The organism is Ahrensia marina, assembly GCF_001293565.1.
In the GTDB taxonomy this organism is placed as follows: Bacteria; Pseudomonadota; Alphaproteobacteria; order Rhizobiales; family Rhizobiaceae; genus Ahrensia; species Ahrensia marina.
Genome location: NZ_JXMU01000007.1, coordinates 44454 through 65863, shown reverse-complemented (window position 1 = coordinate 65863; position 21410 = coordinate 44454). Strand labels below are relative to the sequence as shown.

The 21410-nt window shown below is 49.5% G+C and carries 24 protein-coding genes; 3 read left to right on the top strand and 21 right to left on the bottom strand.

The window, feature by feature from the left end; all coding sequences use genetic code 11:
* Positions 1 to 46 precede the first annotated feature (46 nt).
* Positions 47 to 1753, top strand: coding sequence for a 30S ribosomal protein S1 (gene rpsA / locus SU32_RS05660; RefSeq protein WP_053998384.1), 1707 nt, complete (start codon positions 47 to 49; stop codon positions 1751 to 1753).
* Positions 1754 to 1844: 91 nt separating this feature from the next.
* Positions 1845 to 2174: a DUF6665 family protein gene (locus SU32_RS05655; protein WP_053998383.1), complete on the top strand. Its 330-nt coding sequence runs from the start codon at positions 1845 to 1847 to the stop codon at positions 2172 to 2174.
* Here SU32_RS05655 and SU32_RS05650 read toward each other — a convergent pair.
* The 7 genes from SU32_RS05650 to pobA all read right to left on the bottom strand — a co-directional run bounded on the left by SU32_RS05650 (position 2171) and on the right by pobA (position 7578).
* A complete protein-coding gene (locus SU32_RS05650) occupies positions 2171 to 2860 on the bottom strand; it encodes an HAD family hydrolase (protein WP_053998382.1) in 690 nt (229 codons plus the stop codon). The two genes, SU32_RS05655 and SU32_RS05650, sit on opposite strands and share 4 nt — an antisense overlap.
* A gap of 9 nt (positions 2861 to 2869) precedes the next feature.
* Complete coding sequence (locus SU32_RS05645) at positions 2870 to 3499, bottom strand: ribonuclease D (RefSeq protein WP_053998381.1); 630 nt, start codon at positions 3497 to 3499, stop codon at positions 2870 to 2872.
* 100 nt (positions 3500 to 3599) lie between these two features.
* Positions 3600 to 4658, bottom strand: coding sequence for a lyase family protein (locus SU32_RS05640; RefSeq protein ID WP_053998380.1), 1059 nt, complete (start codon positions 4656 to 4658; stop codon positions 3600 to 3602).
* A gap of 22 nt (positions 4659 to 4680) precedes the next feature.
* Positions 4681 to 5271: a peptidase associated/transthyretin-like domain-containing protein gene (locus SU32_RS05635; RefSeq protein ID WP_082376476.1), complete on the bottom strand. Its 591-nt coding sequence runs from the start codon at positions 5269 to 5271 to the stop codon at positions 4681 to 4683.
* A 1-nt stretch (position 5272) separates the two neighbouring features.
* Positions 5273 to 6004 (bottom strand): protocatechuate 3,4-dioxygenase subunit beta, encoded by a 732-nt coding sequence (pcaH, locus tag SU32_RS05630; protein ID WP_053998378.1) that lies wholly within the window; start codon positions 6002 to 6004, stop codon positions 5273 to 5275.
* Positions 6001 to 6384 carry a 4-carboxymuconolactone decarboxylase gene (gene pcaC / locus SU32_RS05625; protein ID WP_053998377.1) on the bottom strand — a complete coding sequence of 128 codons (384 nt, stop codon included), beginning with the start codon at positions 6382 to 6384 and terminating at the stop codon, positions 6001 to 6003. Before pcaC ends, pcaH begins: the two co-directional genes overlap by 4 nt.
* Before the next feature lie 9 nt (positions 6385 to 6393).
* Positions 6394 to 7578 (bottom strand): 4-hydroxybenzoate 3-monooxygenase, encoded by a 1185-nt coding sequence (gene pobA / locus SU32_RS05620; protein ID WP_053998376.1) that lies wholly within the window; start codon positions 7576 to 7578, stop codon positions 6394 to 6396.
* Between the two features lie 122 nt (positions 7579 to 7700).
* On the opposite strand from pobA, the gene SU32_RS05615 reads away from it, so the two are divergent.
* Positions 7701 to 8573 carry a helix-turn-helix domain-containing protein gene (locus SU32_RS05615; protein WP_053998375.1) on the top strand — a complete coding sequence of 291 codons (873 nt, stop codon included), beginning with the start codon at positions 7701 to 7703 and terminating at the stop codon, positions 8571 to 8573.
* Positions 8574 to 8584: 11 nt separating this feature from the next.
* On the opposite strand, the gene SU32_RS05610 is transcribed toward SU32_RS05615, so the two are convergent.
* The 14 genes from SU32_RS05610 to SU32_RS05545 are packed head-to-tail and all read right to left on the bottom strand — an operon-like array spanning position 8585 to position 21352.
* The gene (locus SU32_RS05610; protein WP_053998374.1) at positions 8585 to 8986 is read right to left on the bottom strand and encodes a RidA family protein; all 402 of its coding nucleotides are present in this window, start codon (positions 8984 to 8986) and stop codon (positions 8585 to 8587) included.
* A complete protein-coding gene (locus SU32_RS05605; RefSeq protein ID WP_053998373.1) occupies positions 8983 to 9393 on the bottom strand; it encodes an acyl-CoA thioesterase in 411 nt (136 codons plus the stop codon). The genes SU32_RS05610 and SU32_RS05605 overlap by 4 nt, the downstream gene beginning before the upstream one ends.
* A gap of 1 nt (position 9394) precedes the next feature.
* Positions 9395 to 10084, bottom strand: a complete 690-nt coding sequence (locus SU32_RS05600; protein ID WP_053998372.1) for an ABC transporter ATP-binding protein — start codon at positions 10082 to 10084, stop codon at positions 9395 to 9397.
* On the bottom strand, positions 10084 to 10836 hold the full coding sequence (locus tag SU32_RS05595; protein WP_053998371.1) for an ABC transporter ATP-binding protein: 753 nt from the start codon (positions 10834 to 10836) through the stop codon (positions 10084 to 10086). Before SU32_RS05595 ends, SU32_RS05600 begins: the two co-directional genes overlap by 1 nt.
* A complete protein-coding gene (locus SU32_RS05590; RefSeq protein WP_053998370.1) occupies positions 10829 to 11812 on the bottom strand; it encodes a branched-chain amino acid ABC transporter permease in 984 nt (327 codons plus the stop codon). The genes SU32_RS05595 and SU32_RS05590 overlap by 8 nt, the downstream gene beginning before the upstream one ends.
* Positions 11813 to 12730 (bottom strand): branched-chain amino acid ABC transporter permease, encoded by a 918-nt coding sequence (locus tag SU32_RS05585; protein WP_053998369.1) that lies wholly within the window; start codon positions 12728 to 12730, stop codon positions 11813 to 11815.
* A gap of 56 nt (positions 12731 to 12786) precedes the next feature.
* Entirely contained in the window at positions 12787 to 13935 is a 1149-nt protein-coding gene (locus SU32_RS05580; RefSeq protein ID WP_053998368.1) for an ABC transporter substrate-binding protein, read from the bottom strand.
* A gap of 26 nt (positions 13936 to 13961) precedes the next feature.
* Positions 13962 to 14198, bottom strand: a complete 237-nt coding sequence (locus tag SU32_RS05575) for an Lrp/AsnC ligand binding domain-containing protein (RefSeq protein ID WP_053998367.1) — start codon at positions 14196 to 14198, stop codon at positions 13962 to 13964.
* 25 nt (positions 14199 to 14223) lie between these two features.
* Positions 14224 to 15846 (bottom strand): benzoate-CoA ligase family protein, encoded by a 1623-nt coding sequence (locus SU32_RS05570; RefSeq protein ID WP_053998366.1) that lies wholly within the window; start codon positions 15844 to 15846, stop codon positions 14224 to 14226.
* Positions 15846 to 17015 (bottom strand): acyl-CoA dehydrogenase family protein, encoded by a 1170-nt coding sequence (locus SU32_RS05565; protein ID WP_053998365.1) that lies wholly within the window; start codon positions 17013 to 17015, stop codon positions 15846 to 15848. Before SU32_RS05565 ends, SU32_RS05570 begins: the two co-directional genes overlap by 1 nt.
* Positions 17015 to 17824, bottom strand: a complete 810-nt coding sequence (locus SU32_RS05560) for an enoyl-CoA hydratase family protein (RefSeq protein WP_053998364.1) — start codon at positions 17822 to 17824, stop codon at positions 17015 to 17017. The genes SU32_RS05565 and SU32_RS05560 overlap by 1 nt, the downstream gene beginning before the upstream one ends.
* Positions 17821 to 18306: a MarR family winged helix-turn-helix transcriptional regulator gene (locus SU32_RS05555; RefSeq protein WP_053998363.1), complete on the bottom strand. Its 486-nt coding sequence runs from the start codon at positions 18304 to 18306 to the stop codon at positions 17821 to 17823. Before SU32_RS05555 ends, SU32_RS05560 begins: the two co-directional genes overlap by 4 nt.
* On the bottom strand, positions 18303 to 19058 hold the full coding sequence (locus SU32_RS05550; RefSeq protein WP_053998362.1) for an SDR family NAD(P)-dependent oxidoreductase: 756 nt from the start codon (positions 19056 to 19058) through the stop codon (positions 18303 to 18305). Before SU32_RS05550 ends, SU32_RS05555 begins: the two co-directional genes overlap by 4 nt.
* On the bottom strand, positions 19055 to 21352 hold the full coding sequence (locus tag SU32_RS05545; RefSeq protein ID WP_053998361.1) for a bifunctional salicylyl-CoA 5-hydroxylase/oxidoreductase: 2298 nt from the start codon (positions 21350 to 21352) through the stop codon (positions 19055 to 19057). The genes SU32_RS05550 and SU32_RS05545 overlap by 4 nt, the downstream gene beginning before the upstream one ends.
* Positions 21353 to 21410 lie beyond the last annotated feature (58 nt).

Sequence of the window (21410 nt, the reverse complement as noted above, 5' to 3'; positions counted from 1 at the left end):
CCCCGACGCCTGTGCCCGCAAAGATTGCCGGCACTTTGGAGCCTAAATGTCAGAAATGAACCCAACAATGGAAGAGTTTGAAGCTCTTCTTAATGAATCATACCAAACTCACGATGCCGTAGAAGGCCAAGTGGTTATCGGCACAATCACTGCCATCGAAAAAGATATGGCGATTGTGGATGTCGGTCTAAAAGTTGAAGGCCGTATCGCCCTTAAAGAATTCGGCGCTAAAGCCAAAGACGGAACGCTAAAAGTCGGCGATCAGGTCGAAGTTTATGTCGAGCGTGTTGAAAACGCACTTGGCGAAGCTGTTCTGTCACGTGACAAAGCTCGCCGCGAAGAAAGCTGGATCAAACTTGAAGCCAAGTTCGAAGCCGGTGAACGCGTTGAAGGCCAAATTTTCAATCAGGTTAAAGGCGGCTTTACAGTCGATCTTGACGGCGCAGTTGCATTCTTGCCGCGCTCACAGGTTGATATCCGCCCGATCCGCGATGTGACACCATTGATGAACACACCGCAGCCATTTGAAATTTTGAAAATGGACAAACGCCGTGGCAACATTGTTGTCTCACGCCGCACAGTGCTTGAAGAGAGCCGTGCAGAGCAGCGCTCTGAGATTGTTCAGAACCTTGAAGAAGGTCAGACAGTTGAAGGTGTGGTCAAGAACATCACCGATTACGGTGCATTTGTTGACCTTGGCGGTATCGACGGTCTTCTGCACGTCACAGACATGGCATGGCGCCGTGTAAACCATCCGACAGAAATCCTGTCGATTGGCCAGACTGTGAAAGTACAGATCATCCGCATCAACCAAGATACACACCGTATCTCACTTGGTATGAAGCAGCTTGAAAGCGATCCGTGGGATGGCATTGACGCGAAATACCCGATCGAAGCAAAAATTACCGGCCGCGTAACAAACATCACCGACTACGGTGCATTTGTTGAAGTTGAGCCAGGCATTGAAGGCTTGATCCACGTTTCTGAAATGTCTTGGACGAAGAAGAACGTACATCCGGGCAAAATCCTTTCAACATCCCAGGAAGTTGAAGTTGTTGTTCTTGAAGTTGATCCGGACAAGCGCCGTATCTCTCTTGGCCTTAAGCAGACACTGGACAACCCATGGGAAAGCTTTGCGACACAATTCCCTGTTGGTCAGCATGTTGAAGGCGAAGTTAAGAACAAGACTGAATTCGGTCTCTTCATCGGCCTTGAAGGCGATGTAGACGGCATGGTTCACCTGTCTGATCTTGACTGGAACCGTTCTGGTGAAGAAGCAATCGAAGACTACAACAAAGGCGACATGGTTAAAGCCATCGTGCTTGACGTTGATGTTGAAAAAGAGCGCATCTCACTGGGCATCAAGCAATTGTCAGGCGAAGGTTCAGGCTCTGCCGCTCCTGCTTCTGATGGTTCATTGCGCAAAAACGCCGTTGTTACCTGTGAAGTTACCGGCGTAACCGATGGCGGTCTTGAAGTGAAACTTGTTGACCACGACGTCACAAGCTTCATCCGCCGCGCTGACCTTTCACGTGACCGCGACGAGCAACGCCCTGAGCGCTTCTCCGTTGGTCAACGTGTTGATGCACGCGTGACGCAATACATCAAAAAAGACAACAAGGTTTCAGTGTCTATCAAGGCGCTTGAAATTGCGGAAGAAAAAGCCGCTGTGGCTGAGTTCGGTTCATCCGATTCAGGTGCATCGCTCGGCGACATTCTTGGCGCAGCCTTGAAAGGTGGCGACGACAAATAAGTCGTCTGTCCTTTTACTTTTAAAGCCCGCCGCAGCTGTAAAGTTGCGGCGGGTTTTTCTTTGCCTATATTAAGGCTGGAAAGGAAAGGAAATGCTAAAACCACCACATGCATTTCTAGGTCAGACCGGCAGCGACACGCTTGATGCGCTTGCCTATGAAGCTGCGCAGGAAACAGCCGTAGCGCTGGGGCGTATCGGCAAAAAGCTGGAAGATGCACTGGAAGCATTAAAGCGTCATGATGCGACGCCCGGTGCCAATCGCAACCGTGATGAACTGGTTCAGGAAGCTGCCGATGCAGCATGGACGCTATTTATTCAGCGCGACCATTTGGGACTTCGCACCGATCATCATTTAACCAGCACGTATGACATTCCGATAGATGTAATGGCACGTGTTGGCGTGGTCAGAAAAACAAGCTAGCTGAGCGTGTTTGTATTAGCTGCAAGCCACTCAAGCAAAGCAGAGTGCGACGGCAAAATGACATCAGCACCGGCAGCTTTCAACGATTCGGCATGCCCTTCAAAACAGTGAGAACCACCCGTAAAACCTATTGTGTACATACCTGCCGCTTTACCGCCGCGCACACCATTCACACTGTCTTCGATGACAATAGAATTCTCTGCGTCGCCGCCCATCTGTTTTGCCGCAAAGAGGAATAGGTCAGGCGCCGGTTTGCCGTTCTGGACCATATCACCGGAATAAACACCGTCGCCAAAGTGTTGTGCAAGTTTAGTCCGCTCCAGCTTTTTAGGCAAAAATTGCATTTGGGTTGATGAGGCAACACAGGCTTTTGTCCGCAGGGCAGAGAGCATATCTTCAACGCCATCTACCGTTTTGATTTCTGCGGCAATACGCTCTCTTGTCAGCGCCTTCATCGCTTCAAATTCATCTTCGGTAAGATCAACACCGGCACGCTCTTTGATAAGGCCGACAAACTTATCTTTCCAAAGCGGCTGTGCCAGCGCCATGAACTCGGCCACAAACCATGCCTTATCCACCTCGATACCATTAGAGGTCAGGACGCGAAATTCTTCTTCAAGGTAGATTATTTCGCTATCGATGAGCACGCCATCGCAATCGAAAATCATCAGTGGTTTGTCAAACATTGTCGCTGCTTATGTATGAGAAAAAATATCGTGTTCAGGCCAGCCCATCAAATCTAGCTTTGCGCGCGTTGGCAAAAACTTGAAACAGGCTTCCGCCTCTTTCATCCGTCCATCACGCTCGAGCCGAAGCTTTAATGCGTCCATCAATTCATGCAAATACAATACATCACTTGCAGCATAATCAATCTGCGCATCCGTAAGCTTTTCAGCTGCCCAGTCAGATGATTGTTGTTGTTTTGACAGGTCAACACCGATCATTTCAGAGGTCAGGTTTTTCAAGCCGTGACGGTCAGTATATGTGCGGGTCAATTTGGATGCAATTTTCGTACAGAACACCGGATTGGCTTGCACGCCGAACGCATGCTCCATGACAGCAATATCAAAACGGCCGAAATGGAAAATTTTGGTTTTCTTGCGGTCCTTCAAAAGCGCTGTGATATTGGGCGCTTTTTTCTGGCCTTTACCGATTTGAACGATATCGGCAGAGCCGTCACCGGGCGAAAGTTGAACAACACACAACCGGTCGCGAAGCGGATTTAAACCTAGTGTTTCCGTGTCAATTGCAACGTCGCCTGTATAAAGAGCGGCGGCTTCGTCAGATAAATCATCACTATGGAGGCGAATGGTCGGTTTCGTCATGTGTTCAACCTTTAACTTACTGCACAGCTCTTAAGACGCAGCGATACAGATTACAAGAAACGCACGAGTAAATGCCGGTTAATATTGTTGGTATTGCACGTTACCGGCTTTGAGGCGGTTGAAACTGCGCGCCTTTTATCAGTTCATTTGCGTTGATGATGCTTTTTGAGGCGGTGATGATCAATGCCGGCAAAAGCATCCATTCCAATGACCAAGAACTTCCGGAGCGTTCATTTTCATGAATCGAGGCTGATTGCAGACCCGACATCTGAGCATGGCAATAGCGCGCTTGTGCAACGATTATTTCTGCCAGAACAGGGTTTTTCTTATGCGGCATTGCTGAAGACAGTCCACGCGACTCCAGTGTAATTTCACCAATTTCTGTCTGAGCCATCATCAGAGTATCCTGACCGATTTTACCCATGGAAGTAGCAACCGACGAAAACCAGCTCGCAATTGCCAATAATGGCTGCCGGTCAGTCTGCCAATGGTGGAGGGGCGCATGCAATCCCAAGCTATCTGCGATTGCTTTACAGAGTACATCATATGGCTCTCCGAATTTACGCGCCGCGCCTTCCGGACCTCCTAACTGGATGGGAAAATAGTCCGGCTTGGTGCGTTTTAAGTTTGAGATATGTGACTTCCAGTTTTCAACCTTCTCGAAAGCCGAGATTGGCAAAGCGTTCTGCATACGCGTACGGGCGTTCAAGATTTGACCCTTAGCGCTGCGCCCAACTAAATCGTTAAGCGCGTCAGAAAGACTAACAAGCCGCTTATCGACCAACTCCACCGTTTGGCGAAGCCGCATCATTACACTGCTGTCAACAAGGTCCTGACTGGTTGCACCGCGATGAAAGTCAGCATGCAAATCGTCGCCCAGCGATCTCCGCACTTGCCGGACAAGAGACGGCGGCAGTACACCGTCATTTTTAAATGTTGCAGCCAGTTCAGCTTCATCAAGTGCAATGCCCGCGATTGCAGCCTTAATCTCTTCAGCGTGATCTTTTGAAACAACACCGATCTGTGCCTGCGCTGTTACCAGCGCTAGTTCAAACTCTAACATGGCTTGAATATCAGCTTTTAAAGTGAATAGCGTTTCAATCTCTCGATCGCCATTGAATGCATTGAGCGGCGCATCCGGCCCGATTGTATAACTCAAAGCCGCACCTCAACTATCCAGATCATATATCGAAGAAAACCGTTTCCTGCCCGCCTTGCAGATGAATATCAAACTGGTACTCACCGGCTAGTTCAAGTGGCTTGGCGATTAAAGTGTGGCGCCGCTTTTCATCTATTAGGCTAAACTGTTTATCATTGTCAGGTTCTGACAAATAGATTCGCGTCGACAGGCCAATATTGATACCACGCGCCACAATCCACACAGCAATAAACGGTGAAATCTCATTTCCTTCGACATCCCGCATTTCGCTCGGAAATTCAATCTCGACCTCATAAAGCCCCGTTTCAAGATCAGTCGCGTAGCGCTGCCATAGGCCTTTGCCACCGTTTCGGCTCTGCCAAAACTCCAACATCATATCACGGCAAATCTGGCCGTCACCATCAATGACGTGACCACGAATTTTGATAGTGTCACCTGATTTTCTTGAACCATAGGACGTCAAGTCCTGATCAAACACGCCTTTAATGCCCGCCATATTCGGCAGGCAGCCGATGTGAACGTATGGCCCAGCTGTTTGTGATGCTGTCTCCCGCAAGGGCAATTGCACATTCGATTTAGCTGGTCGTGAGCGTCTAGTTTCCAGAGGATCCATATTAATTACCCTCCAACTTGTTCTCAAACATAGTAGAGCCAGGACCACGCAACACAAGGTCGAAACGGAAACTGCGCAAGTCCATTGGAACACTGTTTGCCATATCGAGCCGTGCTGTCAGCTGATCTACGGCACGCGCATCATTAATCGACTGAGCAATCGGGCAGATATGGATATGCGGATCTCCCTCAAAATACATTTGCGTGATCAAGCGCTGGGCAAAGCCCGAGCCGAATATTGAAAAATGGATATGAGCGGGTCGCCAATCATTGCCACCATTGGGCCATGGATAAGGACCGGGACGAATTGTACGAAACTGATAGTGCCCGTCTTCGTCTGTTACACAGCGACCGCAGCCTCCGAAATTTGGGTCCAAGGGCGCGAGATATGAATCATTTTTGTGCCGATACCTTCCGCCGGCATTAGCTTGCCACACTTCGATCAAAGCATGCTGGACCGGACGCGAAGCCTCATCCACAACACGGCCATGAACGATGATGCGTTCGCCGATAGCGCTTTGGCCAGGCGACGCATAATTGACGATCAAGTCACTATCTAATTCGCCCAAAGCCATATCACCAAAAGCAGGTCCTGTGACGTCGGCCAGCGTTTGTGGGACAGCAACAAGCCTATGTTTGGGATGCCGCAGAACCGTGGAACGGTAATCCGGATAATTCATTTCCGGCTGCCCGTCATATTGACGCGGTGAAAATCCTCTGATCGCGCGGCTCATAGGCTATCGCCTTCCATTTCACTCAATACCTTTTTGGCAATTTTGAAAGCCTGATTGGCATGGGGGACACCGGCATAAATACCGACATGCATGAGCGCTTCGCGAATATCTTCCATTGTCGCGCCGGTGCGTATCGTTGCGCGCACATGCATCTCAAACTCTTCGTAATGACCAAGCGCGGCCAACAGAGCGAGTGTAACCATAGAGCGCTCACGCTTTGTCCAGTGATCACCTGACCAAACCTGTCCCCAAGCGGCATCTGTAATCATGCTTTGAAACGGAGCATCAAAATCAGTCTTGGCAGATTCAGCACGGTCAACATGAGCATCGCCCAAAACGGCGCGCCGCGTCTCCATTCCCTTATTGCTGCTATCCGGCATTGATAGACCTCATATTTCGAGCGGCAACCCAACATAGTTTTCTGCAACAGATCGTGACGCCGTTTCCGAACCCACTATATGATCAAACTCCGCACGTTGCATACGTTTTTCAAATGCGCTCATATTGGGGAAGTGATGCAGCATCATCGACATGAACCACGAAAACCGTTCTACTTTCCATACACGTTTCAAGCAAATCTCGGAATAGCGGTCCAGATAAGCATCGTTGTTTCTCTTATAGTGTTCGACAAATGCACGCGAAAGAACGCGCACATCCGCAATTGCAAGGTTTAGCCCTTTTGCCCCTGTCGGCGGCACGATATGGGCCGCATCTCCTGCTAGATATAAATTGCCATAGCGCATGGGTTCGGCAACGAAACTGCGAAGCGGGGCAATGGATTTTTCAAAGCTATCACCTGTTTGCAAATCGGCTGCAATTTGCGGTCCCATACGAAGTGAAAATTCATCCCAAAAGCGCTGGTCTGACCAATCTTCGACCTTATCGTTCAGCGAACACTGAATGTAGTAACGGCTGCGGGTTTTCGAGCGCATTGAACTAAGCGCAAAACCCCGTTCATGGTTTGCATAAATCAGTTCTTCGGAGACAGGCGGCTTATCGACCAAGAGCCCGAGCCATCCAAAAGGATAAACCCGTTCGAAGGTCTTAAGCACATCATCCGGAATCGCGCTTTTGGAAACACCATGAAAGCCGTCGCATCCGGCAATGTGGTCACATTCGATTTCATAATTTTCGCCATTGGCACAATAGCGAACCTTAGGCGATGGAGACTTTACATCAAGCGGCACTACATCACTTGCAGAGAAAACAATTTCACCAGCTTGCTCAAGGCGGCGGGCAATGAGGTCAACCGTCAATTCGGTTTGACCATAGATCATCACATCCTTGCCTGTATGCCCTTTGATGTCTATACGGTGCCTATCGCCGTTAAAAGCCAGTTCAAATCCTGCATGAGGAATGCCTTCCTTATGCATGCGCGCACCAATACCGGCTTCGTCCAAAGCTTCGACCGAACCCCATTCCAGAACACCGGCACGAACACGTGCCTCAATATGCTCACGTGACTGACGATCAATCACGATGCTTGAAATACCCTCGTTATGAAGAAGCTGCGAAAGTAATAAGCCCGCAGGCCCGCTGCCAATGATACAAACTTGCGTTTTCTTTTTTTTCATAGCGGTCTTTCGTGTTGCCCCCTAGAGTTAGACAGTACTTCTGTGTCTTCTCAAGTGACAAAACCTACAAAAAATAGTACTATTCGATCATTATTTTCAACTTATTGGAATGTCGCAATCAAATGCAACCTATACCTACATATGCGCTATATGGAGAAAATTTAGAAAATAGCTACGATGACATTCTGCATTTCGAGCAGTTGCGTACCCGTAGTGCGAAGCATAATTGGTCAATCAAGGCACACAAGCATGATACGCTTTGGCAGCTATTTTACTTTGAGACACCGGGTACTATCATTCGCCTGAACGGCACTGAAATATTTACTTCACAGCCGATTTTCGTCGCTATTCCACCGCTCTGCGTTCACGCGTTCCAATTTCCTCAGAATGCGATTGGCGGCGCGATCAGCATACGCTTTCCTGTTTTGCATGGCATGCTTGAGGATCTGCCGGAAAGTAACTTTCTCACAAACCGGTGGTGCATATTAAAAAAAGAAAACCCGTCGTTCAGAGCTGCGAAAAAAGCTTACCAGAATCTGGTTGCGAACTTTTCGAACATGGATCAGCTACGCAATCAGGCTTTGAAGGCCGATATTATGGTTATACTGATTGCATTTATCCGGCAAACATTAGAGGCGAGAAGTCACGCAAGAGAGGTTACCTTCTCGCAGCGGGATGATCAGTTAAGGCAATTCTGCAAGCTGGTAGAAGACAATTTTCGTTCAAACTGGCCAACTGAACGATATGCTTCAGCGATCGATATATCGACTGTATCACTTAACCGAAAATGTCGTAATGTGCTGGGCTACTCTCCGCAAAGGTTTCTTGCCAAAAGACGCATACTGGAAGCCAAAAGATTATTGAAATTTAGCCGGCTATCTGTATCAGAAATCGCTGATGATCTCGGATATAGCGATACCTCTTACTTTTGCCGCTCATTCAAAAAAATGACTTCACTTACACCGGCAAAATACAGACGTGAATCGGCCGCCTAGATTTGTCTTTGTCAGTCTTGGGGCAACACGGCGGTCGCTTCAATTTCAACAAGTGCCGCATCTTCTACCAATGCAGAGACAACAACCATTGTCATTGAAGGAAAGTGCTTTCCAAGGACACGGCGATAAGCTTCACCCACTTCACGCTGACGTGCAACATATTCACTCTTGTCAACGACATACCAAGTCAAGCGAACAAGATCGGTAACTTTACCGCCGGCAGTTTCAAGCACATCCACGATATTGCGCAGCGCCTGCTCCATCTGACCAATAAAGTCGTCTGATTCGAACACTTGCTGAGCGTTCCAGCCAATCTGGCCGCCAATGTATAGCGTTTTACCGGATGCAACGATGCCGTTGGAATAACCCCGTGCCTTTTCCCAACCTTCTGGCTGTATGACTAGATGTGTCATGCATCATTTCCTTTTATATTTTTTTCCAGTGCGATGCGCATGGTATCAGGCCAAGCCGTGGGCCGCCCATTTTCATTCACATATACAATCGTTGATTTTGCAGAAAAGCGGTGTTCATCACCGCAATAAGCATCCACCGCTAGTTCGAAACTTGACCGTCCCACTCTTATTGAACTGAGTTGCAAATTTAAGTGATCACCGTGCCTGCTCGGTTTTAAAAACTTACATTGAATTTCCGCCGTCGGCACAGCTGCGTGAAGATGCATATCTTCAAATGGCGCTTTAACAACTTCAGCAAAAAATGCTTCAATGACGTCATTGATCATTTCAAAATAACGCGGATAAAATACGATCCCGGCCGGATCGCAGTGTTTGAAAAGCACCTTTTGCGGGAAATTGAATGTCATATCAAATGCCTAAATATTGCTCGGATATCTCTGGCGTAAGCGCTGTAAAATTACCGGTCCACACGGTTTTACCACGCTCTAAAATCACAGCACGGTCGGCAACATTAGCCAGCTCGGCAATTGTCTTATCAACGACTAGAATTGAAAGGCCCGTTTCCTTTTTCAGCTTTGATATGGCCGCCCATATTTCCTGACGCACCACCGGTGCTAGTCCTTCTGTCGCCTCATCCAGAATAAGCAGTTGCGGGTTGGTCATAAGCGCACGACTGATGGCAAGCATCTGCTGCTCACCGCCTGACAAAGAGTTTGCATATTGATTGCGACGTTCACCAAGTCTTGGAAACAGCTCGACAATACGCTCAAAAGTCCATTCGCCGCTGCGCGATGCAGCAATAAGATTTTCATAAACAGTCAGGTTTGAAAAGCAGCGCCTGCCTTCAGGGCACAGCCCTATACCCATACGCGCCACACGGTGAGCGGGTAATTTGCCGATATCTTTGTCGCTGAATTCAACCGTACCGCTGCTATTTTTGAGCAAACGGCAGATAACTTTTATTGTCGTTGATTTACCCATGCCGTTACGGCCCATGAGGGCAACAACTTCGCCATCCCCCACGTCCAGATTGACGCCAAACAGTGCTTGTGAGGCACCATAGGAAGCCTGTATTTCACTTACTTTAAGAAGTGCCATTACGCTGCCTCCTCGCCCAGATAAGCGCGGCGCACCTCATCATGATTACGAATATAATCAACGCTGCCCGTTGCGATCACTTTGCCGTAAACAAGAACGCTAATCCGGTCAGCAAGAGCAAACACGGCATCCATGTCATGCTCCACCAGAAGAATAGGCGCTTGGCCGCGTAGCTCATCCAGAAAGCTGGTTAGCATCTTTGACCCTTCAGCCCCCATACCAGCCATCGGCTCATCCATCAGGAATATTTTTGGTTCAAGCGTCAGCGCGACGGCCACCTCTAACTGCCTACGCTGGCCATGCGACAGCTCGGAAGTGACCTTATTCATATGCTGGCTCAAGCCAACGCGTTCGATCGCACTTTCCGCACGCTCACGCAACTCTGCGTCCTTCATAACCGGTTTGAAAAAGCGAAATGCTCCACCGCGTTTTCCGAGCGCGCCAAGCATAACATTTTCTAGGACAGTATAGGCCATAGCCAGCTCAGATATCTGGAACGTGCGTCCCAGCCCTAAATTTGCCCGCTCTGCGATAGACATGCGCGTTACGTCCATTCCAAGCAGATCGATCTTGCCGGTGTCAGGTTTCAGCTTGCCTGCGATTTGGGCGATTAGCGTTGACTTACCCGCACCGTTGGGCCCGATCAGAGCATGGATTTCTCCGGCACGGACATCCAGTGTCACATCATCGCTGGCTTTCAATGCACCAAACGATTTTGAAATGTTGAGAATATTGAGCACTGCATCAGACATGAGCACGCTCCTTTTTCGCAAGAGCGCCAATCAATCCGCCGCGCGCAAAAAGGACAACGCATAGCAAGATAATCCCAAGGTACACATGCCAAAAGTCTGATAGGCCGCCAAGCCAGTGCTCCAGAAGGATAAACAATGCCGCGCCAACAACAGGGCCGTACAGTCTTGCAACACCGCCCAAAATGATAAAAATCATGATCTCACCGCTTGTTTGCCAGCTAAACATTGTCGGGCTGACGAAGCGGTTAAGATCTGCAAATAGCGCTCCGGCGAGGCCCGTAATTGCGCCTGATATGGTGAAGGCAGCAAGTTGCAGCTTAAACGGGTTTAGTCCCACAGTATGAACACGCTGCGCGTTTTGCCGTGCGCCATTGAGAGCCAAACCAAAAGGCGAATGCGTCAAACGGCTAACGCCGTAAATAACAAGCATTAAAATCGCGAAGCAAATGCCAAAGAACTGGATAGGATCAAGCGTGTTCAAGCCAGGAAAACTATTGCGGACATAAATCGACAGACCGTCCTCGCCGCCATATGCAGGCCAGCTGATAGAAAAGTAGTAAAGCATCTGGCCAAACGCGAGCGTGACCATGATGAAATACACGCCGGATGTTCGCAGGCTCAACAGCCCGATAACAAAAGCGCAAAGACTGCTGGCCACGATTGCGACCAGCCAGATAACCGGCATCGAGTTTGTGCCCACTATCAAAAAAGGTGCTTCCATAAGCGGTGTGAAGGTCTGCGCATGGCTTGCAAGCACACCCATCGCGTAACCACCAAGTCCGAAAAATGCCGCATGTCCAAGACTGATTAAACCGCCTTGTCCCAGCGCCAAATTCAGGCCGACACCGGCTAGCGCTAAAATAACGGCCTTTGTTGTCAGTGTTATCAAAAAGGGTTCATCCATTACCCAAGCGACAAGTGCTGTGCCAAGAATGAGCAGGGCAACAATATAGTTGAAGAAACGCTCGCTGATCACTTACGCTCTCCCGAAAAGTCCGGTCGGTTTGAAAATCAAAACCGCAGCCATCAAAATATAAATAGACATAGACGCTAACGACGAGCCCACGGATGTTGCCGAGGATTGCTCCATAAAATTGGCAAAAAACAGCGGTAACATCACACGGCCAAGCGTATCGGTCAGACCAACAAGAATGGCCCCCACAAGCGCGCCTTTGATTGAGCCGATACCGCCGATAACGATAACAACGAAAGCAAGGATGAGCACAGGTTCGCCCATGCCAACTTGGACGGACTGAATTGCACCAACAAGTGCGCCCGACAAGCCCGCAAGCGCCGCCCCCAGAGCAAAGATAAGTGTGTAAAGTTTGGAGATATCGACACCCAATGCGCCGATCATTTCGCGATCGTTTTCACCGGCACGGATACGCATTCCAATACGGGTTTTGGAGATAAGCAGAAACAATCCTACCGCGACAATAATGCCCACCGAAATGATCATCAGACGATAGGAGGAATAAGCAATTCCTCCGGGCAAAGTCACTGTTCCTGACAGCGCTTCGGGCACGTCAAGGAAAAGCGGAAATGATCCGAAAAGCCAGCGTGTTGTTTCAGAAAAAATCAGGATCAGCGCAAATGTTGCCAGCACCTGATCAAGGTGATCGCGGTCATAAAGCCTGCGGATAACAACCAGTTCAATGATCGCACCAACAATTGCAGCGGCCGCCAGACTTGCGGCAAGCGCAAGCAGAAAAGAACCTGTTGATGCTGCCACGGCGGCCGCGGCGAACGCGCCAACCATATATAGCGAACCATGGGCAAGGTTGATCAATCCCATAACGCCGAAAATCAGCGTCAGGCCGGCAGCCATCAAAAACAGCATAACGCCGAATTGCAGGCCGTTTAAGATTTGCTCGATAATGAGAACGGTGGACATATTTTACGCCTGATGGATCAACCGGACGCGGTGCGCCCGATTGATCATTTTACCAATTACATGTCACACTCAGATGCAAATGCATCAGCATGATCCTCAAGTGCCGTTCCAATGATCTTATTGGTGTAAACGTCACCTTCTTTGATCACTTCGCGCACATAGATATCCTGAATTGGATGATGGTTATTGCCAAAGCTGAAATCGCCACGTGTTGATTTGAAATCAGCTTCTTTCAGCGCTGCGCGGAACGCATCAGCATCTTTCACATCAGCCTTTTCCATTGCACTTAAAAGAAGGTTTGCTGTGTCAAAACCTTGGGAAGCATAAAGAGACGGCAAGCGATCATATTCAGCCTGGAAGTTTTTCACGAACGCAGCATTGGTCTCGTTATCCAGATCCTTGCTCCACTGCGATGTATTTTTGACGCCAAGCGCCGCATCACCCACAGCTTGCAGAATGCCCTGATCAAACGAGAACGCCGGGCCCACCAGAGGGATATCCACCCCGGATCCTGCATATTGTTTCATGAATGAAATGCCCATGCCGCCTGGCAGGAAGAAGTAAACGCTGTCTGCGCCCGAAGCGCGAATTTGCGCGATTTCGGCGGCGTAGTCAGTTTGACCGAGTTTTGTAAACACCTCTCCGGCAAGCTCACCTTTATAAAAGCGCTTATAACCGTTGAGCGCATCCTGTCCTGCAGGATAGTTTGGCGCCATGATGAAAGAGTTTTTCAAACCTGCTTCACTTGCATATGCGCCTGCGGCTTCATGCAAATTGTCGTTCTGCCAAGCCACATTGAAGTAGTTCGGGCTACACCCTTTACCAGCAAGGGCAGACGGGCCTGCGTTCGGAGAAAGATAAAACTTACCCTGTGCAACGGCAGATGGCACCACAGCCATTGCCAGATTTGACCAGATAATACCGGTCATCACATCGACCTTTTCAGACTGGATCATTTTGTCGGCAAGCTGAACGGCAATATCCGGCTTTCGCTGATCATCTTCGATGACGACTTCCACATTTTCATTGCCGGATTCTTTAATCGCAAGCATGAAACCATCGCGCACATCAATACCAAGTCCGGCACCGCCGCCAGACAATGTTGTGATCATACCAACCTTTACTTTGCCATGACCTTCAGCAATCGCATTTGATGCCAAAGCGGCAGCAGAAACAGCGGCCAATAATAATGTTTTAATTTTCATTTCTCTCTCCCGGTTAATTAAGTCGCTTAAAAAGCTTTAAAAGTTAACGTCGTATAGGTGCGCTCGATACCTTTGATATCGAGCACATGGTCATTGATGAACTTGCCTATATCCTTGTCCTCCGCCAGATACATTTTCATCAAAAGATCGTAATCGCCGCTGGTTGAATAAAGCTCAGAGTGTATTTCACGCTTGGCAATTTCATCGGCAACTTCATAGCCCGTTCCGGGCTTACACCTGATTTGAACAAATACGCACTGCATGTTTTAAGTCTCCTTGAAGCGATAATTAGTGCTCTGCTTTTTTCAGCAGGAACCGCTGTATTTTTCCAGTCTGAGTCTTTGGCAGTTCGTTGCAAAACACAATAGATCGCGGGTACTTATATGGTGCAATTGTCTGTTTTACATGATCTTGCAGGTGCTTGATCTGCGCATCGTCAGGATTTTGCCCCGTATTCAGAACAATATGTGCCTGAACGATTGCACCTCTTGTTTCATCCGCAACACCGATAACAGCACATTCATTTACCGCAGGATGGCTAAGCAATGCTGCTTCCACCTCGGGACCGGCAATATTATATCCGCTTGAGATGATCATATCGTCATTGCGCGCGGCAAAGTGCAAATAGCCGTCGTCGTCCATCATGAAACTGTCGCCGGTAATATTCCAGCCGTTCTGGACATAGCTGCGCTGCCGGTCATCAGCCATATAGCGGCATCCCGTTGGTCCGCGCACGGCCAAGCGCCCAATAGTACCGGTTGGCACATCATTGCCCTCATCATCCACTATTTTTACCTGATAGCCGGTGACCGGCTTGCCGGTACACGCCGGACGATGATCATCAAAACGGTTGGATATAAAAATGTGCAACATCTCGGTCGCGCCGATACCGTCCAGCATTGGCTTTCCTGTTTTGGCAATCCAGTCTTCGTAGACCGGCGCTGGCAATGTCTCGCCGGCAGAGACTGCTGCACGCAAACTGGAAAGATCTGCTCCTTCGTCCATTGCAGCAAGCATTGCGCGATAAGCTGTTGGGGCAGTAAAACAGATCGTTGCTTTATATTTCTCAATGATCTCGATCATATTAGGCGGTGTGGCCGCTTCAAGAAGCGTTGCTGTCGCGCCAAACCGCAGCGGGAATATCGCAAGACCGCCAAGACCAAATGTAAAAGCAAGAGGCGGCGACCCAACGAACACATCATCAGCGGCAACGCCCAAAACCTCTTTGGCATAACCGTCGGCAATCATCAGCAAATCACGATGGAAATGCATGGTCGCTTTTGGTTTACCTGTCGTGCCGGAGGTAAAGCCGAGCAAAGCAACGTCATCACGGCCCGTTTTAACGGCATCAAATTTAACAGGTTTTTCAAGCGCGAGGCGATCAAGTTCGGCCTCATGATTTGATGTACCGTCAAAGCCAATGACGTGCTTTACGAATTCATTATTCTCTGAAAAGCTGGAGACCTCGTCCATCAAACGCGTATCACACAATATATGGCTAACCTCAGCCATCTGCACAATCGGTTCGAGTTCACCGGCGCGCAGCATAGGCATCGTGTTGATAACAACGGCACCGGCTTTTGTGGCAGCCAGCCAACACGCGACCATTGCTGGATTATTAGCAGATCGGATCATAACGCGGTTACCCGCTTTTAACCCGAAATCCTCCACCAGCACATGGGCGATCCGGTTCGTCCAGTCGGTCAGTTCTTTATAGGTCCGACGGCGTCCATTGCCGATCAAAGCAGTGTTATCACCAAAGCCTTGCTCAACCATCTTATCTGTCAGTTCGACACCGGCGTTGATATAATCAGGATATTCAAACCCGGTGAGCAGGAATTCCGGCCACTGGCTTTGTGGCGGAAGATTATCGCGTGCAAAACTATCGACATGGCTGGAAGGTCCGAGCATTAGTTTCCTCCCTGAAACTGTGAAAGTGCTTGGCGGGCAATGATGACTTTTTGAACGTCAGATGCCCCTTCATAAATTCTAAGCGCGCGAATTTCCCGATAAAGCTGTTCCACTTTCTGGCCGGACTTAACCCCGTCACCGCCATGAATTTGCACGGCCTGATCAATGATTTTTTGCGCTTGTTCCGTCGAAAACAGTTTTGCCATAGCCGCCTCGCGCGTGATGCGTGGTTGGCCGCTGTCCTTTGCCCAAGCGGCGCGGTAGATCAGCAGTGCACTGGCATCAATGTTAAGTGCCATGTCTGCGATATGGCCTTGCACCAATTGCATATCAAACAGCTTTTGCCCCTGAATTTCACGCGATTGAGCGCGGGCCAATGCTTCATCCAAAGCGCGGCGCGCAAAGCCAAGCGCAGCAGCTGCAACTGTTGGCCTGAAGACATCCAGAACAGACATGGCAATCTTGAAACCGTCGCCTGATTTGCCTAGCAATGATGAATTTGGAATACGGCAATTTTCAAAACGCAATGTCGCAAGAGGGTGAGGCGCGATGGTGTCCAAGCGCTCTGCAATGTTCAACCCTTTCGTGTCAGCAGGTACGACAAACGCAGATAGTCCTTTGGCACCCGGTGCTTCGCCGGTGCGCGCAAACACAGCATAAACATCTGCGATACCGCCATTGGATATCCAGGTTTTCTCACCGTTTAAAACGTAATGATCCACATCCATTGTTGCCGTCATTGTTGAATTGGCAACATCTGACCCTGACTGTGGCTCGGTGAGTGCGAACGCTGAAATTGCCTTGCCGGAACGTGTTAGAGGCAACCATTTTTGTTTTTGTTCCTGATTGCCAAAAAGCGAAATTGCACCGGTTCCCAAGCCCTGCATCGCAAATGAGAAATCCGCCAGTCCATCATAACGGGCCAAGGTTTCGCGGATCAAACACAATGCCCGCACATCAAGCGCGGAAGCCTCGTTTACAGGATCAACACCGGTGTAATTTGTCCATCCGGCCTTGCCCAGCACACGAACCAGATTGCGGCATGCAGCATCGGTATCAGCATGATCGATCGTGTTCAGATTTTCCGCAGCCCAAGCTTCCAGATCAACCGACAGCGCAGTGTGCTTTTCATCAAAAAACGGCCAATCAAGAAAACTGCGGTCTGCCATCAATTGCCCTCAAATATCGGTTTTTGCTTATTTGCGAATGCGTCAAATGCCCGTTTGAAATCTTCGGTCTGCATACATAGTGCCTGTGCTTGCGCTTCTGCTTCAATGGCTTGCTCAATCGACATGGACCATTCCTGCTGGAGCATAGTCTTGGTCATCATATGTGCGAAGTTCGGTCCTTCGATGATACGCTCGGCTAGTGCCAGCGCTTCGGCTTCAAGCTTGTCGGTGCTTGTCAATTTATTGTAAAAGCCCCAACGTTCGCCTTCATCAGCGCTCATTGAACGTCCTGTGTAGAAAAGTTCTGCGGCGCGGCCCTGACCGATAATACGCGGCAGAATTGCACAGGCACCCATGTCACAGCCTGCAAGACCAACACGTGCAAACAGGAATGCTGTCTTTGCCTCCGGCGTTGCGATACGCAAATCGGACGCCATCGCAATGATTGCGCCTGCCCCGACACAAACACCGTCAACAGCAGAAATGACAGGTTTACCGCAATTCAGAATCGCTTTGACGAGATCGCCGGTCATTCGCGTAAAGCGCAGCAATTCTTTTGCGCTCATCATTGTCAGCGGCCCTATGATCTCATGAACATCGCCGCCGGATGAAAAGTTTCTACCATTGGCACTAATGATAACAGCATCAACATTTTCGACATAATGAAGATCGCGGAACCAATCGCGCAATTCCGCATAGCTTTCGAATGTCAGCGGATTTTTGCGCTCCGGACGATTAAGCGAAATATGTGCAATCCGGTTTTCAACCCGGCAATTGAAGTGCGATACATCTGTTCTGCATTCGGTCATGATGCTTCACCCGCTTTATCGTTCATATTGGCCAATATTTGATCGAATGAACTGATCATATGATCTGCTTCGTCCAGCGACACATCGGACAAAAGGCTATCGATCCATCGCTCATGCGCCGCAGCTTGAAGGGCAAATTCTTCCTCCCCGCGTTTGGTCAGGCGTACTCTCAACGCGCGGCGATCTCCGGGCACCGGCGTTCTGATGATCAAGCCATCCTTGACAAGCCGGTCAACAATGCCTGTCACATTGCCGTTGGATACTTTCAGCAATCCGGAAAGCTCGCTCATGCGCAAGCCTTTCGGGAATTGGTAGAGCGCGGCCAAAACGTCAAATCTCGGCAAGGTTGAATCAAACTCAACGCGTAATTTTTCTCGCACATTGTTTTCAACACTGCGACTTATTTTCAACAGGCGCAGCCATAATCTCAAGCGTGTCTTGGTAGACATTGTTGCCGCTACTTCGGGGGCAGATATGGTCATATTTCACCCCCATTAACTGAAATAGCTTGTCCGTTCACGGAAGCAGCGCCAGCGCTTGCCAGCCACAATAAAGTATCAGCAACTTCGCGCGGCTGAATAAAACGCTTCATGGGATTGCCCGCTTTCAGACTATCTTCTGCCGATTGTCTGGACATACCGGTCTTTTCAATGATGTTTTCAACCGATGCTTCCAGCATTGGCGTTTCAACAAATCCCGGACAGACCGCATTGACCGTAATATTCTTCTTAGCCAGTTCCAACGATACTGCTCGCGTCAGTCCTAAAACGCCATGCTTGGCTGCGCAGTAACCAGACACATAGGGATAACCTTTTAAGCTTGCGGTTGAGGCAACGGCGAGCATACGGCCCCAGTTTTCTTGCATCATATCTGCAAGGCAAGCCTGCCAAATGTTGAAAACACCTGTGACATTAACATCAAGCATATTTGAAATATCTGCCTGCGACATGGCCGCGAAAGGTTTACTGACCGCAGCGCCGGCATTGGCAATGGCGATTGTGATCGGCCCGTTTTGCGCGCACAGCTCTTCAAGCGCACTGTCTACAGCGGCACGGTCTGTCACATCGGCAACCGCATAAGCCGCGCCGATTTTCGTACCCATTTTTTCAAGCGGCTCCTTGCGGCGACCTATGATGCTGACTTTGAAGCCTGCTTGTGAGAAGCACTCGGCAATAGCGGCTCCAACTCCGCTGCCTCCACCGGTAACAACAACATGTCTTGAAGGATCGCTCACGGTCGCTCCTCCGCCATCTGTGCTTCTTTATCGGCTAGACGCCAGGCTTGATCACGACCGGCCTCATATGGCTTTGGCCAAACTTCATGGCGGTCACCAAGCTTGGTAGCTTCGTGCAATGTCCAATAAGGATCGTTTAAATGTGGCCGTGCAAGACAAACCAAATCCGCCCTGCCTGCCATCAATATCGAATTAACGTGATCAGCTTCATAGATATTACCAACTGCCATTGTCGCAATACCGGCATCATTACGGATGCGGTCGGAGAAGGGCGTTTGAAACATTCTGCCGTAAACGGGTTTGGCCTCAATTGAGGTTTGCCCAGCAGACACATCAATAATATCAGCACCGCCGTTATGAAACATCTTCGCGATTTCCACGGCTTCTTCAGGTGTAACGCCATCATCGCCTGCCCAGTCATTGGCAGATATGCGCACAGACATTGGCTTGTTTTCCGGCCATGCAGCACGCATCGCATGAAAAACTTCCAAGGGGTAACGCATACGGTTCTCAAGGGAACCGCCATATTCATCCTTGCGGATATTGGAGAGCGGCGAAATAAAAGAAGATATCAAATAGCCATGCGCCGCATGAAGCTCAATCATATCAAAACCGGCGCGGTCTGCCATCTTGGCAGACGCAACAAACTGGTCGCGGATATCATCCATTTGTTCACGCGACAATTCTTGCGGCGTCGCATTTTTATCGGACCAGGCAATCGGCGACGCAGAGACCAACGGCCAGTTACCCTTCGCAAGTGGCAGGTCCATGCCTTCCCAACCAAGATTTGTTGATCCCTTGCGGCCTGAATGGCCAATCTGGCAACACACTTTGGCATCCGTTTCAGTATGGATGAAATGTGTTAAGCGCTGCCATGCCGCCTCATGTTCAGGCGTATAAAGGCCCGGACATCCCGGCGTGATACGGCCTTCAGCAGATACACAAGTCATTTCAGTATAAACCAGACCTGCACCGCCTTTCGCACGCTCACCATAATGAACCAGATGCCAATCCGTCGGCATTCCATCAACGGCCTTATACTGCGCCATAGGCGAAACAACGATGCGGTTTTTAAGAGACATTTCGCGCAGTTTAAACGGTGTAAACATCGGCGCGCGCACCGGCGCACCTACATCTGCACCGGACTGCTGCTGAAACCATCTTTCTGCGGATTTCAGCCATTTGGGATCACGTGTACGCAGATTTTCGTGACTGATCCTTTGCGAACGTGTCAGCAAAGAATAGTTCAGCTGAACCGGATCAAGATGAAGATAGCGTTCCACATCTTCAAACCAGTGAACCGAGTTCCGGGCGGCAGACTGCAGGCGCAAGACCTCCAAGCGGCGCTCTTGTTCATAAGCTTCAAAAGCTTTGTCTAACGGCACATCGGAAGTAACATGCTTTGCCAGACTGATCGCACTTTCCAGCGCAAGTTTGGTGCCTGAACCGATAGAAAAATGAGCCGTTGCAGCCGCGTCACCCAAAAGAACGACATTCTTATGGCTCCACTTTTCGCATAGTACACGCGGGAATCGTATCCAGGCTGACCCGCGAATATGATTGGCATTGGTCATGAGCGAATGACCATCAAGATGATCCTTGAAGATGTCTTCACATATCGCGATGCTTTCTTGTTGGCTCAGCTCACCGAATCCATAGGCATCATAAGTTGCCTGACTGCACTCGACGATAAATGTCGCTGTTTTATCGTCGAATTGATAGGCGTGCGCCCAGACCCAACCTTTATCCGTTTCCTCGAAGATGAACGTAAATGCGTCATCAAATTTTTGATGCGTACCCAGCCAGACAAACTGGCATTGCAGCGTATCGACATCCGGCTCAAAGACCTCGGCAAATTCTTTGCGCGTTTTGGAGTTCAAACCATCGCAGGCAACAACAACATCGAATTCTTCGGCATAATGGGAAGCACTCTCAACTTCGGTTTCAAAGCGCAGATCAATGCCAAGCTCTAGCGCGCGCTCGTGCAGGATCATGAGCAAGCGTTTGCGCCCTATTCCGCAAAAGCCATGGCCGGAAGATACTGTCTTGCGCCCCTGATGAACCAACGCAACATCATCCCAATAGGCAAAGTGCTCTTTTATTGTAGCGGCACTTTTGGGATCATTTGCGTGTAAATTGCCCAGCGTTTCGTCAGAAAGAACGACGCCCCAGCCAAAAGTGTCGTCGGCTTTGTTGCGCTCAAAAACAACAATTTCAGCATCCGGCATGCGCAGCTTTGCTGAGATCGCAAAGTAAAGACCCGCAGGCCCTCCTCCCAAACAAGCAATACGCATAATGCCTCCCGACACGTTGACATTTTAGGGAGCTGTCTCCCAATTAAGGAAAGCGTAG